Below are 15,488 nucleotides of genomic sequence, written 5' to 3' on the forward strand. Positions count from 1 at the left end.
GGGTCCGGCCTGCCTCCGGCGGGGATATTTTTGGCCAGAAGAAGACAGGGGCGCCGCACCCTCATCTTCTCTGGTTCGAAAATACCTCGGGGGAGTCGTGGCGAAGCCGCGGCGGGGGCAGCGCCCCCAATCAGCCTCTCCACCCGCGCCGCAGCAATCGCTTGCATCCCGATCCGCTTTCGGCCAGATTATGAACACTTGTTCATTTCCATAACGGCAGGGAGGGCCCGACATGGATTTCGCGCTGAGCGAGGAGCAGACGGCGATCTTCGACATGGCCTACGGCTTCGGCCAGGAACACGTAGCGCCCAACGCCATGGCCTGGGAAGCCGAGGGCACGATCCCGAAAGAGCTCTGGACCGAGATCGGCCAGCTTGGCCTCGGCGGCATCTATGTCAGCGAGGAGAACGGCGGCTCGGGGCTGAGCCGTCTCGACGCGACGCTGGTCTTCGAGGCCCTCAGCATGGGCTGCCCGGCGGTGGCGGCCTTCCTGTCGATCCACAACATGTGCGCCAAGATGATCGACCTCTACGGCTCCGACGATCTGCGCGCGCGCTACCTGCCGAAGGCGCTGACCATGGAGACGGTGCTCTCCTACTGCCTGACCGAGCCCGGCTCGGGTTCGGACGCGGCCGCGCTTGCCACCCGCGCCGAGGCGTCCGGGAGCGGCTACAGCCTTACCGGCACCAAGGCCTTCATCTCCGGCGGCGGGTATTCCGACGCCTATATCGTCATGGCCCGCACCGGCGAGGCCGGGCCGCGCGGCATCTCGGCGCTGGTGCTCGACGACGGAACCGAGGGGCTGAGCTTTGGCGGGCTTGAGGCCAAGATGGGCTGGAAGGCGCAGCCCACGCGGCAGGTCCAGATGGACGGCTGCCCGGTTCCCGCCGGCAACCTGCTGGGCGAAGAGGGCAAGGGCTTTCGCTACGCCATGGCCGGGCTCGACGGCGGACGCCTCAACATCTCGGCCTGCTCGCTCGGCGCGGCGCAGGCGGCGCTGGACGCGACCCTGGCCTACATGGCCGAGCGTCGCGCCTTCGGCCAGAGCATCGACCAGTTCCAGGCACTGCAGTTCCGCCTCGCCGACATGGAGATCGAGCTGCAGGCCGCCCGCACCTTCCTGCGCCAAGCCGCGTGGAAGCTCGACACCGGCGCGCCGGATGCCACCAAGTTCTGCGCCATGGCGAAGAAATTCGTCACCGAGGCGGGCTCGAAGATCGCCGACCAGTGCCTGCAGCTGCATGGCGGTTACGGCTATCTCGCGGATTACGGCATCGAAAAGATTGTCCGCGACCTGCGGGTGCACCAGATCCTCGAGGGAACCAACGAAATCATGCGCATGATCGTGGCGCGCAGCCTGATCTCGTCCTGACCGAACACACGCGCAAGGCACCACTCACGCCGCGCTCTGGCAGGTCCCGCGAGGGGCCTGCCGCCCACAATGCCCCGACCTGCCGAGGAGCCCCATGAGCGACACCCACATCCGCACCCATGGCCGCGCCGGCCACATCACCCTCACCCGGCCCAAGGCGCTGAACGCGCTGAGCTATGACATGTGCATGGAGATCGAGTCCGCGCTCGACGCCTGGCGCGACGACGACTCGGTCGCGCTGGTGATCCTTGATGCCGAGGGCGAGAAGGCGTTCTGCGCCGGCGGCGACATCGCCGAGATCTACCGCGCCGGACTGAAGGGCGAGTTCGATGCCGGCCGCACCTTCTGGCGCGATGAGTACCGGATGAACGCCAAGCTCTCGGAGTATCCCAAGCCCATCGTCAGCTTCCTGCACGGTTTCGTCATGGGCGGCGGCGTCGGGCTTGGCGGGCACGTGTCGCACCGGGTGATCGGCGAGAGCGCCCAGATCGCCATGCCGGAATGCGGCATCGGCTTCGTGCCCGATGTCGGCGGCTCGCTGCTGCTGGCCCGCGCCCCGGGCCGGCTCGGCGCCTATCTCGGCCTCACCGCTGCGCGCATGGGCCCCGGTGATGCGCTCCACGCGGGTTTTGCCGATCTCTTCGTTCCCGAGGCGCGCTGGGAGGCGCTCAAGTCCGAGCTGGCCAAGACCGGCAGCATCGCCGCGCTCGACGCCGAGGCCCAGCCCGGGCCCGAAAGCCCGCTGGCCACAGCTCAAAGCGAGATTGACCAGCTCTTCGCCTCCGACAGCCTGCCCGAGATCAAGGCGGCGCTGGACGGCGCGCAAGGAGAGATCGCCGAGCGCGCCGCCAAGGCGGTGGGCCGCAACGCGCCGCTCTCGATGGCCCTGACGCTGGCGATGCTGGCCCGGCTGCGCGCCGGAGAGGCCGACATCCGCAGCGCGCTCAAGCAGGAATTCAGGGTCTCGCACCGCATCGTCGAGGAGGGCGAGTTCCTCGAGGGCGTGCGGGCGCAGATCATCGACAAGGACCGCAACCCGCGCTGGCGCCTCTCCATCGAGGAGGTGACGGAGGATCGGATTGCCGCCATGCTGGCGCCGCTCGGGGACGCAGAACTGGCGCTCTGAGAGGCGCTGCGCGAGGGAGGAGAGACACCATGAAGATCGCATTTATCGGGCTCGGCAACATGGGCGCGCCGATGGCCGCCAACCTGTCCAAGGCCGGCCACGAGGTCACCGGCTTCGACGTGGCCGGTGCCACGGCGGAGGGCGTGGGCACCGCCGCCTCCGGCCCCGAAGCGGCGACCGGCGCCGACGTCGTCATTACCATGCTGCCCAACGGCCAGATCCTGCGCAGCGTCGCCGCCGAGGTGATCCCGGCCATGTCGCCCGGCGCGGTGCTGCTCGACTGCTCGACCGTCGATGTCGAGAGCGCCCGCGCGGTGGCGGACCAGGCCGCCGAGGCCGGTCTCGGCGCGCTCGACGCGCCGGTCTCGGGCGGCATCGGCGGCGCCTCGGGAGGCACGCTGACCTTCATGGTGGGCGGCTCGGACGAGGCTTTTGCCAAGGCCAGGCCGCTCTTCGACATCATGGGCCAGAAGGCGGTGCATTGTGGCCCCTCGGGCAATGGCCAGGCGGCGAAGATCTGCAACAACATGATCCTTGGCGTGACGATGATCGCCACCTGCGAGGCCTTTGCACTGGCCGACAAGCTCGGCCTGTCGCGAGAGGCGATGTTCGACGTGGTCTCGACCTCGTCGGGTTATTCGTGGTCGATGAACGCCTATTGCCCGGCGCCGGGCGTCGGGCCGCAATCCCCCGCCGACAACGGCTACAAGCCCGGCTTCGCTGCCGAGCTGATGCTCAAGGATCTGGGCCTGTCGCAGCAGGCCGCCGAGGCGGCGGATGCCGACACGCCCATGGGTCAGCGTGCGCTCGAGCTCTACCGCGCCTTCGTCGAGGACGAGGGCGGCACGGGGCGAGATTTCTCCGCCATGCTGCCGCGCTTCGAGAAGCGTGGTCGCGGCTAGGCCATCGCACGCGGGCGCGGCATCGCGCCCCTCTTTCCGCAACCGGGCTTTCGCGCCATTCTGCGCGCCATGAGCTGGACCGAGATTCCCCCGCAGATCGCCGCGCTTTCGCCCGAGGGCCGCGCCGCGCTGGCGCAGCTGTCGCCGTTCGAGGCGCCGCGCGGCACCGTGCTGTTCCGCCCCGGCGAGGCGGTGCGCGGGTTCGTCATCGTGCTTGCCGGGCGCGTCGATGTCTGCCTCACCGGCCCCACCGGGCGCGACATCCTACTCTACGCGGTCGAACCGGGCCAGAGCTGCGTGCAATCCACCCTCGGACTTCTGGGGGGCGACGACTATTCCGGCGAGGCCGTGACCCGCGGCGACAGCCGGCTGGTACTGATCCCCCGCGCGCTGTTCCTGCGGCTGATGGCCGAGGAGGCCGGGTTCCGGGAATTTGTCTTCTCGGCCTTCGCGCAGCGCATGCAGAGCATGATGCATCTACTTGAAAAAGTGGCTTTTCAGCGGGTGGAGTGCCGTCTCGCCGAGGCGCTCCTAGCCCGGGCGGAGGGCGACATTCTGCACGCCACCCATGCCGAGATCGCCACCATGATCGGCTCCGCCCGCGAGGTGGTGTCGCGCCGGCTCGACGCGCTGGCGCGGCGCGGCATCGTGGCGCTTGACCGTGGGGCGGTGCGCCTGCTCGACCGTGACACCCTGCGCGCCATCGCCGCCGCCACCGGTTGAGGCGCGCATCGTTCCGCTGTCGATTCCCGGCGCGGGCCCTGTTAGAAGAGCCCCAAAAGGACATGGTACATGGTCACGCTCGACATCTTTTCCGACCCGATCTGCCCCTGGTGCTACATCGGCAAAGCCCTCCTCGACCGCGCCCTGCTCGACGAGCCGGATCACCCGTTCACCATCCGCTGGCGGCCCTTCATGCTGAACCCCGACATGCCCGCCGAGGGCATGGACCGGCGCGCCTATCTCGAGGCCAAGTTCGGCGGCAAGGAGGGGGCGGTGCAGGCCTACATGCCGGTGGCCGAGCATGCCACCGAGGCAGGGCTGACGCTGAACCTCGACGCCATCGAGACCACCCCCTCGACCGTTGACGCCCACCGCCTGATCCACTGGGCCGGCATCGAGGGCGTGCAGACCGCCGTGGTCTCGTCGCTGTTCCGGGCCTATTTCGTCGATGGCCGCGACATCGGCGACCGCGAGGTACTGGCCGACATCGCCGACGGGTGCGGGCTCGATGCCAGCCTGATCCAGCGCCTGCTGGCCTCCGACGCGGACCGGCGCGAGATCGTCGAGATGGATGCCACGGCGCGCGGCATGGGCGTGACCTCGGTGCCGACCTTCGTGGTCGCCGGCCAGCACGCGGTGCCCGGCGCGCAGCCCACCGAGCTCTGGTCCAAGGTCATCGCGGAGATCCGCGAAGGCGCCGCCTGAACCGACCGCGCCCGCGGCGGCACACCGGCGAGAGGCCGCCGAGCGACGGCTCATGCGGGCGGCGCATGGCCGGGTTGCGCGTGTTTCCGACAGATCCGCGGTTGTGCCGGTATACCGTTTTCCGCTAGCCCGGCGATAGCGGTAAACCGGCCCGCCGCCGGCAGCGGATGCTGCACCGGCGTGGCCCTGCAAAACTCAGAGGTCACATGCGGTCTGTTCCCGGACGGGTCGAGTTCATCGCGCTTCTCGCGATGCTCTTCGCCACCATCGCCTTCTCCATCGACGCCATGCTCCCGGCCCTGCCCGAGATCGGCGCCGACCTGACGCCCGACGCGATCAACCGCGCGCAGCTGGTGGTGACCAGCTTCGTCTTCGGCATGGGGATCGGCACCTTCTTCACCGGGCCGCTTTCGGACGTGTTCGGGCGCAAGCCGGTGCTGCTGGGCGGCGCCGCGCTGTATGTCGTGGCCTCGATCCTCGCCGCCTATGCCGAAACGCTCGAACTGCTGCTGGCGGCCCGCCTGATGCAGGGGCTGGGCGCGGCAGGGCCGCGGGTGGTGGCGCTCGCCATCGTGCGCGACCTCTACTCGGGGCGCGAGATGGCGCGGATCATGTCCTTTGTGATGATGGTCTTCACCCTGTTCCCGGCGCTGGCCCCCTCGATCGGCGCGGTGATCATCGACGCCACCAGCTGGCGCGGCATCTTCTGGGCCTTCGTGCTGTTTTCAAGCATCGCCTCGATCTGGCTGATGGTGCGCCTGCCAGAGACCCACCCGCGCGAGAACCGCCGCCCGTTCCGGCTCGAGGCCTTTCGCGCATCTTTGGCCGAGCTGTTCAGCCACCGGGTGGTGCTGATTTCGATCGGCGCTCAGGCGCTGATCTTCGCGATGCTGTTCTCGATGATCTCCACCGTGCAGCAGATCTACGACATCAGCTTCGGGCGCGCCGACAGCTTCCCGATCTGGTTCGGCGGCGTGGCGATCCTCGCCGCCTCGGCCAGCGTGCTGAACGCGGCGCTGGTGATGCGGCTGGGGATGCGCTTCCTGATCACCGCGATGTTGGCGGTGCAGGTGGTCATGGCCGGCATCACCCTTGCGCTCTTTGCCTTCGGCCTGTCCGGCACGCCGGGCTTTGCGCTGTTCCTGGTCTGGCAGCTCTCGGTGTTCTTCCAGATGGGTCTGACCGTGGGCAACATCAACGCCATCGCCATGGAACCGGTCGGGCACATCGCCGGGCTCGCCGCGTCGGTGATCGGAGCGGTGGCGACGGTGGCCGGTGTGCTGATCGCGGTGCCGAACGGGCTGATGTTCGATGGCACCCCGGTGCCGTTGGCGGCGGGGATCTTCGTCGAGGCGATCCTGGCGCTGTTGCTGATGCGCTGGCTGCTCCGCGCGGAGGCGGCCGAGGCGGCCTGACCCGCGCCCCGGGCGGCGACGGCCCGTTCGGTCACGCGCTCTTTCGATGGCTGGCTGCGGGCGTGTCCTCGCCTTCGAGGTTGAAGGCCCCCATCTCGGCCAGCAGCTCGCGCGCGTGGCTGCGCAGCCGCAGCCCCATCGCGGCCATCTCCTCGCTTAGTCCTGCGGTATCCTGCGTCTCGGAATCGAGCCGCGCCAGCGTCTGGGACAAATCCGACATGCCGCCGGACTGGCCGCGGCTTTCGTCCCGGATCTCCGAGATCATGCCGCTGACCGCGCTGACCTCGTCGACGATGCTCGACAGGCGCGCTCCGGCCTCGTTCACCAGCCGCGCGCCATTGGTCACCTGCGCCTCGCTGTCGAGGATCAGCGTCTTGACCCCGGCAGCGGCCTCGGAGGTGCGCTGCGCCAGCTGCCGGACCTCGGCGGCGACCACCGCGAAGCCCTTGCCGCTTTCGCCAGCGCGGGCGGCCTCGACCCCGGCGTTGAGGGCGAGAAGATTGGTCTGGAACGAGATGTCGTCGATCAGGTCGATGATCTTGCCGACCTCGGACGAGCTCTGCTCGATCAGGTTCATTGCCTGGATCGCCTCGTTGGTGACCGCGCCGCCCTGCTCGGCGCTCTGCCGCGCGACGCTGGCGCGCTCCGAGGCGGTGCTGGCCTGATCGGCGGTGGCGTTCAGGGCCTGGGTGATGTCGCTCATGCTGTGGGTCGCGGCGCTAAGCTCGTGCGCCTGCCGCTCGCTGCGCGACGAGAGATCGCCGGTCACCGCCTCGAGCGCCTGCGCCTCCTCCTCGAAGCTGACCGCCTTGCTGCCGGCGCTGCGCAGCGCCTCTTCGAGCTGACGCACCGCGCGGTTGAAATCATGGCGCAGCGTCTCGAACGCCTCGGGCATCGGCGCGTCGATGGCGCAGGCCAGATCGCGATCCGCGAGCCGGTGCAGATGGTGGTTGAACTGCGCCACCACGTCGCGGGTTTCCTGTGCCGCGGCCTCGGCCCGGGCCTGTGCGGCGGCGGCCTTGTGGCTTTCATCCGCGAGCAGCTCGCGGCTTTCCTCGATACTTCGTGTGAAGGCGTTGCGCTGCAGGATCGCCATGGTGAGGATCGCCGTCTCCATCACCACGATGCCGGCGTGCAGCGCGGTGCGCATGATGTTCTCGATCAGGTCGGTCGAGGGGTAGACCGCCGCCGGCAACAACAGCGTCAGCGACACGTGATGTACCGCCACGATCCCCGCCGCGTAGAGCATCACGCCCACCCGGCCCAGCACCGAGACCCCCGCCAGCATGACGAAATAGACCATGTGGGTGTCGATCTGCCACGGGTGCATCTGGTAGTCTGCGGTCAGCACCATCACCTCGGCCAGCACCGCGGTAGCGAGAACGTAGTCCCGCAGCCCCGAGCGTAGCCGCAGCGACAGCAGCGCCACCGCCATCAGCGCCGAGGCGGCGAGCGTGCCGGGCATCGTCGTCCGCCCGAGATAGAGGTCGGTCGCCAGGAAGACAGGCAGGAGCATCAGTCCCAGCAGGACCACCAGCGCCGGCTCGCTCAACCCGCGAACCCGTGAGAGCAGCTTGGTCATCATGTGAGTCCTCCGCACAGTGAGGCCATCGCGCGGGCATCGCGCACCGACCAGGCGCCGAGCGCGCGCAGCTGCGTCACCGGGGCCGCGCCGTCGAACACCGCCAGCGCGCCGAAGGACGCGGCCCCCGGCCCGATCGCCCGCCCCCCGGTCTTCGCGATCATGGAGCCTGCCCCGTCGGACCAGGGCGGCGCGATGACCAGCACCGGCGCGCCCTCGCGTGGCGCGGGGCCGAGCGCCGAGGCCAGCGTGACACCGCCCCCGGCGAGCAGGAGAAAGACAAGCAGAGCGGCATCGAGAACAAGGCGAGGCGAGGCAAACATGCGCGCATCTAGCAGCAGAGTTCTTTCCATTCCCTTATCGCCGCCCAAATTTCCTGCAATGGGCGTCACATTTTGTATACCGATGCATACCATACTTCCCAAAGTTGCGAATCTGGGCTAAGGCCGCATCATGCTGCACGTGCACAACGGAAAGGGACCTGCATGTCGAAGATCAAGGTAGACAACCCGATCGTCGAGATGGACGGCGACGAGATGACCCGCATCATCTGGGACTTCATCAAGACAAAGCTGATCCTGCCCTATCTGGATCTCGACCTGCTGTATTACGATCTCGGGATCGAAAGCCGGGACGAGACCAACGACCAGATCACCATCGACGCCGCCGAGAAGACCAAGGAGATCGGCTGCGCCGTCAAGTGCGCCACCATCACGCCCGACGAGGCCCGGGTCGAAGAGTTCGGCCTCAAGCAGATGTGGCGCTCGCCCAACGGCACGATCCGCAACATCCTTGGCGGCGTGGTGTTCCGCCAGCCGATCATCTGCCGCAACGTGCCGCGCCTCGTGCCCGGCTGGACCCGGCCCATCGTCATCGGCCGCCACGCCTTCGGCGACCAGTACAAGGCCACCGATTTCCACTTCCCCGGCGCCGGCAAGCTGACGATGAAATTCGTCGGCGAGGACGGCACGGTGATCGAGAAAGAGGTCTATGACGCCCCCTCGGCCGGCGTCTACCAGGCGATGTACAACCTCGACGCCTCGATCATCGATTTCGCCCGCGCCTCGTTCAACTACGGTCTGTCGCTGGGCTGGCCGGTCTATCTCTCGACCAAGAACACCATCCTCAAGGCCTATGACGGCCGCTTCAAGGACCTGTTCCAGAAGGTCTTCGAGGAAGAGTTCGAGGAGCAGTTCAAGGCCAAGGGCATCTGGTACGAGCACCGTTTGATCGACGACATGGTCGCCTGCTGCATGAAGTGGAACGGCGGCTTCGTCTGGGCCTGCAAGAACTACGATGGCGACGTGCAGTCCGACACCGTGGCGCAGGGCTTCGGCTCGCTCGGCCTGATGACCTCGCAGCTGATGACGCCGGACGGCCAGATCGTCGAGGCCGAGGCGGCGCATGGCACGGTCACCCGCCACTATCGCCAGCACCAGGCCGGACAGGCGACCTCGACCAACTCCATCGCCTCGATCTACGCCTGGACCGGCGGCCTCAAGCACCGCGCCAAGCTCGACGGCAACACCGCGCTGATGGCCTTTGCCACCACGCTCGAGAAGGTGGTGGTCGAGACCGTGGAATCGGGCTGGATGACCAAGGACCTCGCGCTGCTGGTCGGGCCCGACCAGAAATGGCTCACCACCATGGGCTTCCTCGAGAAGGTCGACGAGAATCTCAACAAGGCGCTTGGCACGCTCTGAGCGCTGCAGGCAAGAAGAGATCGCCGGCCCCACACGGGGGCCGGCTTTCGTTTGACCGGACGCCCGGAGCCGTGAGAGCCTGAGCAGGCATTTCCTTGTCTCAGGTCTTTCTCATGCGATCCATTCTGCTCTCCGGCGCGCTGGCGCTGCTCACCATGTTTTCCACCGCTCCCGCGAGGGCCGACTGGGCGCTCTCACAGGGCAACGGCAGTGCCGCGATGTCGCAGCAGGCCGGGCCGGTGAAGATCACCTTCTTCTGCACCCGCTCGCGGCCCGACCAGCTGCAGGTCTCCTTCGATCCGTGGCCGCAACCGGCCCGCGGTGCGATGATCTGGATCACACTGCCCGACGGACGCAACGACCGGCAGCCGATGGACGTGATGGCCCGCGACCGCGCCCTGAGCGTCACGCTGATGACCTCGTCTCTGGTTCTCGAGCACCTGCAGCAGGCGGCCTCGCTTGGCTTCGATATCGACAACCGCGAGATCGCACGGACCGATGCGAAGGGCACCGGTGCGTTCCGGCTCGCGGTGCTCGAGCAATGCGGCTTCTGAGCCGGCATCGGCCCCGCCGCCGCCCGCGAAACGGGCGGCCCCGGCTTGGAACGTCAGGTCGCCGCCGCACGCGTCTTGACCTCACTGCCGCGTGACGGCATGGCAAACCCATGCTGCTGCTTCAATCGCCCCCGCCCGACCGTCACACCCTGTGGGAAGACCTGCAGGCCATCCTCGTCGGCACCACGCTCGTGGCGCTGTCGATCCAGTTCCTGCGCGCCTCCGAGCTCTTCACCGGCCAGATCGCCGGCCTGTCGCTGGTGCTGTCCTATCCCAGCGGCCTGCCCTTCGGCGCGATCTTCTTCGTTCTCAACCTGCCGTTCTATCTGCTGGCGATCCGGCAGATCGGCTGGCGCTTCACCATCAAGAGCTTCCTGTCGGTGGCGCTGATGTCGACCATCGCCGAGACGCTGCCGCTGGTGCTGACGATCAATCACCTGCACCCGGCGCTCGGGGCGACGCTGTCGGGGATGCTGGCGGGCGTCGGCCTGCTGATGTTGTTCCGGCACGGTGCCACGCTCGGCGGCGTCGGCATCGTGGCGCTCTGGGCGCAGGACACCAAGGGCATCAAGGCAGGCCACGTGCAGCTTGGCTTCGACCTCTGCGTCTTCCTGCTGGCGCTGTTCATGTTCGACTGGGAGCGCGTGCTCTGGTCACTGCTGGGTGCCGTGGTGCTCAACATCCTGATCACCGTGAACCATCGCCGCGACCGCTATATCGCGCGCTCCTGATCCCGCCTTCGAGACAAGAAAAAACGCGCCGGACTGCTCCGGCGCGTTTTTCGTTTCCGATGCCCCAGAGGGAGGGGCTGCAGGCGTCGCTCAGAGCGAGGCCTGATAGATCTTGTCGATGTTGCTGCCGAGCAGCGCGTTGAAATCGCCGTCCGACTGCTTCTTCGACAGGCCCTCGGCCAGCGCGCGGCTGAACGACGCGATCATCTTCGGCTGCTTGGCAAGCTTCTCGCAGGCCACGTCGGTCGAGTAGCCGCCCGAAAGCGCCACGACGCGCACCACGCGCGGGTGATCGGCAAGCTCGTCATAGAGGCCATCGACGCTGGGAATGGTCAGCTTCAGCATGACGTCATCGCCTTCGGGCAGTGCGTCGAGATGCTTGGCAATCTCGGCCTTCAGGATCTCTTCGGCCTCGGCCTTGGTGGCCGAGTTGATGTCGACCTCGGGCTCGATGATCGGCACGAGACCGGCGGCGACCACGGTCTTGCCAAGCTCGAACTGCTGGTCGACCACGGCCTTGATGCCCTCGGCATTGGCCTCGTGGATCACCGAGCGCTCCTTGGTGCCGAAGATGCCGAAGCTCTCCTTGGCTTCCTTGAGCAGATCCTCGATGCCCGGCATCGGCTTCATCAGCTGAACGCCGTTTTCCTTGTCGGCGAGGCCCTTGTCGATCTTCAGGAACGGCACCACGCCGCGCTTTTCCCACAGGTACTGCGCCGTCGGGATGCCGTCGATCTCGCCACGCATGGTGCGCTCGAAGAGGATCGCGCCAAGCACCTTGCCGTCGGTGAAGTCCGGCGCGGTGATGATGCGGGTGCGCATCTTGTGGATCTCGCCGAACATCTCGGCTTCGCCGTCATATTCGCTCTCTTCGACACCGTATTGCAGCAGCGCCTTGGGGGTGGACCCGCCCGACTGGTCCAGCGCCGCGATAAAGCCCTGGCCGGTCGACATCTTTGTCTTCTGCTCTTCGAAAACGCTCATGAGGAACCCTCTCCCATGCTGAAAAATCCTTGTTGCCAAAGGCATATCGCAAGGGATTTGCGATGGGTAGGCGAAAGACAGAGGTTTAACGCTAACGTCCGTCGTTAACGTCATCCGCTAACGGCGCTCCACCCGCAGGTGGATGCCGTCGCGGGCCCGCACGGTCAGGAAGGCCACCGGCTCGGGGGTCTTCCCGGGCAGCGCGGTGAGTTTGAGATCGCGCAGGAGCAGCGACAGCATCAGCACCCCCTCGACCATCGCAAAGCCCGCCCCGGTGCAGACCCGCGCCCCGGCGGAGAACGGCATGTAGGCCTCGCGCGCGCAGCTGCGGCCATTTTCCGTGCCCCAGCGCGCCGGGTCGAATTCGTCGGGGTTCTCCCAGAGCCGTGCGTGGCGGTGCTGGTGCCACGGGCTCAGCACGATCTGCGCGCCCTTTGGCAGATCGCGGTCGCGGAACCGCTCTGGGCAGGTCGTCTCGCGCACCATCATCGGCACCGGCGGGTAGAGCCGCAGCGTTTCGCGGAAGACATCGCGCGAGAGCCTGAGCCTGGCGATGTCGGCAAAGTCCGGCGCCTCGCCCAGAAGCTGCGCCTCCTCGGCCAGCCGCTCCTGCCAGTCGGGATGGGTGGCCACGAGGTAGAGCGCCCAGGCCAGCGCCGAGGCCGAGGTCTCGTGCCCGGCGAGGAAGAAGATCGCCACCTGGTCGACCATCTCCTCGGTCGAGAAGGTCTCGCCGGTCTCGGGATCGGCGGTGGTCATGATCTTGGTGGCAAGGTCGTCCGGCGCGGTGTCGGCTTCGATCTCGGCGCGGCGGCGCTCGCAAAGCGCGGTGATCAGCCCGCGAATGCGCTTGGCCGCGGCCTTGGTGTCAGGCCGGAAGAAGCGCGGCATCCAGCGCGGCAGTGGCAGGAAGGCCGCGAGGTTGAGGATCGGCTGGGTCCGCTGGTAGGCGCGGAACTCGTGAAAGACCTGCGCCGCAAGATCGTCTTCGATGGGGATCGAAAACAGCGTGCGAAAGATGATGTCTGCGGCGGCGTGGCTGGTCTGCTCCTCGATCTCGACCATCTCGCCGGCGCGTGCCGAAAGCCGCGCCAGCGCCGCCCGGCTCGCCGCCCACATCGCCGGATAGGTCTCGCGCAGGCGCCCGCCCTCGAAGGCCGGGTCGATGATGCGGCGCTGACGCTGCCACTGCGCGCCGTTGGTCAGGAAGACCGACTCTCCCAGCAGAGGCCGCAAGCCTTCCGAGATCCGTTCCGATTTGGGGAAGTCGAGCGGCCGGTCCTTCAGCACCGTCTTCACCAGATCGGGCTGGTTGACGAGGTAGGAGCGGAAGAACGGCGTGCGGAACTCGGCCATCCACGCCCGGTAGAGCCGTTCGGGCTGCGCCGAAAGCAGATCCTGCCGGAACAATTTGAGGTAGCGCCAGAGCGAGACCTTGTCGGGGCGCGAGGCGGGTTTCGGCGGCAGGGTCATGGCGCGGTCGAGGTGAATTTCGACACCGCCACGTCGATGCGGCTGGCCGAGGGCGGACGTCCGGCGTAGCGGCTGGCGAGGCTGAGCGGACCGGCGGTGATCTGGAAATAATCGTAGTCGCGCGGCGCATCGAAGGCGCAGAGATACTGGAAATGCAGCCGGAAAAAGCGCCAGCGCAGCGCCTTCCAGCGTTCGGGGCTGAGCGCGCGGGTGAACTGGGCCGAGAACACCAGCGGCCAACGCTTGTCCTCCGGCGCCACGCCCGAGACCGAGACCGGATCGCAAAGCGCGAAGGCGCAGCCGTCGCCCGGGGCGGTGACGTCGACCCAGGTGAGCTCGTCCCGGGCCGACAGGAAGGCAAGATCGGCGCGCAGCCGCCATGCGTCGCGCAGGAAGGAGACCATCGGCACCACCTGCCCGAGGCTCAGGAAGGCCAGTCTCGGGCCGTGGTCGGGCACCCGCCCGTCCCGGAACAGGTCCGACAGGATGGAAACCGCCAGATGCGCGCCCGAGCTGTGGCCGACCACCAGAACCTCGTCCACGTCGTCGCCGAGCGCGTCGGCAATCGCATCGGCGAAGCTGGCCATGCGCGCCTCGAGCTCGGGCGGGTTGGCGCCGCGGTGCTGCGCCGAATAGGCGTAGTCGTGCATCAGGTAATAGGCGAAGAGCTTGCCGTCCCTGGCCTTGAACCAGCGCAGCAGCCAGACCGCCGCCGCGGCCCCCGCGACCAGCCCACCGATATCGGCGAGGACGCCCAGCCACGGGCGGAGGAGCCCCGCCGCCGAGACCATCGCCCAGAGCAGCAGCAGCGCCAGCACAAGCTGGCCAAGCAGCATCCCCACCGGGTAGAGCGCCGCGATCACCGGCCCCTTGCGCAGCCGCATCAGCCGCCTGAGTGCGCCGGTGGTGATGTACTCCCACGCGGTGCGGATCAGCTGGAGATAGGTGGCGGGGATGCTGGTCGACATGCTGTCCCGCACGATGTCGGACCAGATCAGAACTTCGACCTCTGCCGCGACCTCCGCGCCGTCGATGCGCGCCGCGACCTGCCAGCCGTAATGCCCGCCGCCAGCGCCGGGCGTCAGCGCGATCTCGTAGCCCGAGATCCGTGCCTGCTCGGCACCTTCCTTGCGATAGAGCTCGCGGTAGCGGCGGGGATGGATGGGATCGTACCCCGGGATGTAGAACACCCGGCGGCGCCGCACCTCCTGCGCCGCCTCTGGCGCGGCTTCTGCCTGCGGGTCGTTGCCCATCATCCCTGCCCTCTTTTCGCGATCCTGTCGCTAACAGGCCGCGAGGGCAAGACTAAGGCCGGATCTTGGCCGCCTCAGCCCAGTTCGCCAAGCGCCGGGAAGGTCTCGAGCAGCCAGAAGGAGAAGGCCGAGAAGGCCCCGGTGAGCAGCGCGAGACCGACGGCGATCAGCAGCACGCCCATGACCTTTTCGATCAGCGCCATATGGCGCTTGAGCCGGTTCATCACGCCCATGGCGCGGCTCAGGAACACCGCCGCCAGCAGGAACGGCAGGCCGAGACCGGCGGCATAGACCGCGAGCAGCGCCGTGCCGCGCGCCACCGAGGCCTCGGAGGCAGCCATCGACAGGATCGCGCCCAGCTGCGGACCGATGCAGGGCGTCCAGCCGAAGGCGAAGGCCAGCCCGAGAATGTAGGCGCCGAAGGCCGAGCCGCCGGCATCGCCGGTCTCGATCCGCGCCTCGCGGTCGAGGAAGGGAATGCGGAAGACATGCAGGAAATGCAGCCCGAAGACGATCACAACCACGCCCGAGATCCGGGCCAGAAGGATCTGGTTCTGCAGGAAGAACATGCCCAGCCAAGACGCGGTGAAACCGAGCAGCACGAAGACCGTGCTGAGCCCCAGCACGAAGAACAGCGCGGCGGTGAAGGCGCGCAAGCGTGCGCGGCCCCCCGCCTCCATCTCGGCGATCGAGACGCCGGACATGAAGGCGAGATACGGCGGCACGATGGGCAGCACGCAGGGGCTCAGGAAAGAGATGATCCCAGCGGCGAGCGCCACGAACATGGCCGGCAAGAGGCTGGCGTCGATGAGGTCGATTCCGAACATATGCCTTCGATAGAAGATAACCCGGCCCGCGTCACGCGGCGCAGGGTCACATCCCCGTAGGCGCGTTGAAACGTGGCCCCGGCCGCGCAACGGAAAACGGCCCCGGAGGATCTCCGGGGCCGTTTGCAACATCGGTCA

15 protein-coding genes are annotated in these 15,488 nt (G+C 67.7%); 9 read left to right on the top strand and 6 right to left on the bottom strand.

Features of this window, described 5'->3' with window-relative positions; genetic code table 11:
- Positions 1-232 precede the first annotated feature (232 nt).
- The 6 genes from JF542_RS04485 to JF542_RS04510 all read left to right on the top strand — a co-directional run bounded on the left by JF542_RS04485 (position 233) and on the right by JF542_RS04510 (position 6,243).
- Positions 233-1,372 (top strand): acyl-CoA dehydrogenase family protein, encoded by a 1,140-nt coding sequence (locus tag JF542_RS04485; RefSeq protein WP_207074880.1) that lies wholly within the window; start codon positions 233-235, stop codon positions 1,370-1,372.
- 94 nt (positions 1,373-1,466) lie between these two features.
- Positions 1,467-2,498 carry an enoyl-CoA hydratase/isomerase family protein gene (locus tag JF542_RS04490; RefSeq protein WP_207074881.1) on the top strand — a complete coding sequence of 344 codons (1,032 nt, stop codon included), beginning with the start codon at positions 1,467-1,469 and terminating at the stop codon, positions 2,496-2,498.
- Between the two features lie 29 nt (positions 2,499-2,527).
- Complete coding sequence (gene mmsB / locus JF542_RS04495) at positions 2,528-3,400, top strand: 3-hydroxyisobutyrate dehydrogenase (protein WP_007800926.1); 873 nt, start codon at positions 2,528-2,530, stop codon at positions 3,398-3,400.
- 69 nt (positions 3,401-3,469) lie between these two features.
- Positions 3,470-4,123, top strand: a complete 654-nt coding sequence (locus JF542_RS04500) for a Crp/Fnr family transcriptional regulator (RefSeq protein WP_207074882.1) — start codon at positions 3,470-3,472, stop codon at positions 4,121-4,123.
- 69 nt (positions 4,124-4,192) lie between these two features.
- Positions 4,193-4,828, top strand: coding sequence for a DsbA family oxidoreductase (locus tag JF542_RS04505; RefSeq protein WP_207074883.1), 636 nt, complete (start codon positions 4,193-4,195; stop codon positions 4,826-4,828).
- A gap of 206 nt (positions 4,829-5,034) precedes the next feature.
- Positions 5,035-6,243, top strand: coding sequence for a multidrug effflux MFS transporter (locus tag JF542_RS04510; RefSeq protein ID WP_207074884.1), 1,209 nt, complete (start codon positions 5,035-5,037; stop codon positions 6,241-6,243).
- A 31-nt stretch (positions 6,244-6,274) separates the two neighbouring features.
- Here the strand turns inward: JF542_RS04510 and JF542_RS04515 are convergent, their stop codons facing one another.
- Both JF542_RS04515 and JF542_RS04520 read right to left on the bottom strand, forming a co-directional pair.
- Entirely contained in the window at positions 6,275-7,825 is a 1,551-nt protein-coding gene (locus JF542_RS04515) for a methyl-accepting chemotaxis protein (RefSeq protein ID WP_007800934.1), read from the bottom strand.
- Positions 7,825-8,148: a hypothetical protein gene (locus JF542_RS04520; RefSeq protein WP_207074885.1), complete on the bottom strand. Its 324-nt coding sequence runs from the start codon at positions 8,146-8,148 to the stop codon at positions 7,825-7,827. Before JF542_RS04520 ends, JF542_RS04515 begins: the two co-directional genes overlap by 1 nt.
- A 162-nt stretch (positions 8,149-8,310) precedes the next feature.
- Here JF542_RS04520 and JF542_RS04525 point away from each other — a divergent pair, with 162 nt between their 5' ends.
- The 3 genes from JF542_RS04525 (at position 8,311) to JF542_RS04535 (ending at position 10,813) form a co-directional block, all read left to right on the top strand.
- Positions 8,311-9,528, top strand: coding sequence for an NADP-dependent isocitrate dehydrogenase (locus tag JF542_RS04525; protein WP_007800940.1), 1,218 nt, complete (start codon positions 8,311-8,313; stop codon positions 9,526-9,528).
- Positions 9,529-9,641: 113 nt separating this feature from the next.
- Positions 9,642-10,082 carry a hypothetical protein gene (locus JF542_RS04530; RefSeq protein WP_207074886.1) on the top strand — a complete coding sequence of 147 codons (441 nt, stop codon included), beginning with the start codon at positions 9,642-9,644 and terminating at the stop codon, positions 10,080-10,082.
- A gap of 110 nt (positions 10,083-10,192) precedes the next feature.
- Positions 10,193-10,813, top strand: a complete 621-nt coding sequence (locus JF542_RS04535) for a YitT family protein (RefSeq protein WP_207074887.1) — start codon at positions 10,193-10,195, stop codon at positions 10,811-10,813.
- A gap of 90 nt (positions 10,814-10,903) precedes the next feature.
- On the opposite strand, the gene JF542_RS04540 is transcribed toward JF542_RS04535, so the two are convergent.
- The 4 genes from JF542_RS04540 to JF542_RS04555 form a co-directional block, all read right to left on the bottom strand.
- Positions 10,904-11,797 carry a fructose bisphosphate aldolase gene (locus JF542_RS04540; protein ID WP_007800946.1) on the bottom strand — a complete coding sequence of 298 codons (894 nt, stop codon included), beginning with the start codon at positions 11,795-11,797 and terminating at the stop codon, positions 10,904-10,906.
- 117 nt (positions 11,798-11,914) lie between these two features.
- Complete coding sequence (locus tag JF542_RS04545) at positions 11,915-13,270, bottom strand: cytochrome P450 (RefSeq protein ID WP_207074888.1); 1,356 nt, start codon at positions 13,268-13,270, stop codon at positions 11,915-11,917.
- On the bottom strand, positions 13,267-14,526 hold the full coding sequence (locus JF542_RS04550) for a hypothetical protein (RefSeq protein ID WP_207074889.1): 1,260 nt from the start codon (positions 14,524-14,526) through the stop codon (positions 13,267-13,269). The genes JF542_RS04545 and JF542_RS04550 overlap by 4 nt, the downstream gene beginning before the upstream one ends.
- Positions 14,527-14,597: 71 nt before the next feature.
- Positions 14,598-15,350, bottom strand: a complete 753-nt coding sequence (locus tag JF542_RS04555; protein WP_207074890.1) for a cytochrome c biogenesis CcdA family protein — start codon at positions 15,348-15,350, stop codon at positions 14,598-14,600.
- Positions 15,351-15,488: the final 138 nt, after the last annotated feature.

Source organism: Salipiger bermudensis, from assembly GCF_017309175.1.
Classification (GTDB): domain Bacteria; phylum Pseudomonadota; class Alphaproteobacteria; order Rhodobacterales; family Rhodobacteraceae; genus Salipiger; species Salipiger bermudensis.